General features: G+C 61.6%; 2 protein-coding genes. One reads left to right on the forward strand and one right to left on the reverse strand.

Annotated elements, in window-relative coordinates; genetic code table 11:
• The coding region (locus AC1DVA_RS28610; protein ID WP_476808161.1) for an IS110 family transposase at nucleotides 1-290 on the reverse strand (290 nt) is incomplete at its 3' end.
• 395 nt (nucleotides 291-685) lie between these two features.
• Between AC1DVA_RS28610 and AC1DVA_RS28615 the strand changes: the two genes are divergently transcribed.
• A partial coding sequence (locus AC1DVA_RS28615; protein ID WP_476808162.1) for an MBL fold metallo-hydrolase occupies nucleotides 686-1,033 on the forward strand: 348 nt, incomplete at its 3' end.

A 1,033-nucleotide genomic window follows, 5' to 3' on the forward strand; every position in this document is an offset into this window, starting at 1 on the left:
CAGATCGCCTCCGCATCAGCGACGTCGGTCTTGCCCCGCTTCACGTATGGCTTGACGTAGGCCGGAGGCATCAACCGCACGGTATGACCCAGACTAGTAAGCTCCCGCGCCCAGTGATGGCTCGTGCCGCAGGCCTCCATGCCGATCAGGCAAGGAGCGAGCTTGCGGAAGAAGGGCATTACCTGAGCTCGCCTCAGCGCTCGTCGGGCGAGAACCTCTCCTGTTCCGCTGATAGCGTGCACCTGGAAGACATTCTTGGCCAAGTCGATGCCGACAGTCGTGATCTCCATCGTGGTCGCTCCAAGCTCGTGCTGCGTGACAGCACCATTGTGGCGCCGCAACGCCGGGAGCGGGAGCCATCCACCCCATCTGCTTTTGGACCGCTTGTTCAGCACTTGGCTGCAGACGAATCTGGCCCTCCCGGACGCACGGAAGGCCCCTTGTGGGCAGCACACCCAAGAGCGTGCAATAGGCCTTCTGTTTCCATGTGCAGGGCTTTTCGCCGGCCCTGCTTAGGCTATCTCGCGTCCATGCAATTCGAGTCACATGGCTGTGCACAAGAACGCTCTTTGAATTGTGTGGCCTAGGCATGTCCACTTCAGTGGAGGGCATAGGGTCCGAAGGCTCCCGCGGTGCTGGGGGTCGGACCACCCTCGGCACCAGATGATTGAAGGGGACGTATATCTTGGCCTTCCTGAGAGAACCGGAGCCTCGCCGCCGCGAGGCCATTCTTGTCCTGCCGGGCATCAGGCGGATCGTCGCGAACAACCCGAGTCTGATGACCTATCACGGAACCAACACCTATCTCATCGAGACCAGCGACGGGTCTGTCGTTATCGACCCCGGTCCGGATGATGATGGACACCTCGACGACGTGATCGCCGCGACGCATGGAGCGGTATCCGCGATCCTCCTCAGCCACACCCATTCGGATCATCTTGGCGCCACGTCCTCGTTGAAGGTTCGCACGGGAGCGCCCACCTTCGCCTTCCATCGACCGGCTGACCCCTCCTTCGAGCCCGACGTGCTGATC

It is taken from the genome of Allobosea sp. P4_C6 (assembly GCF_056402015.1).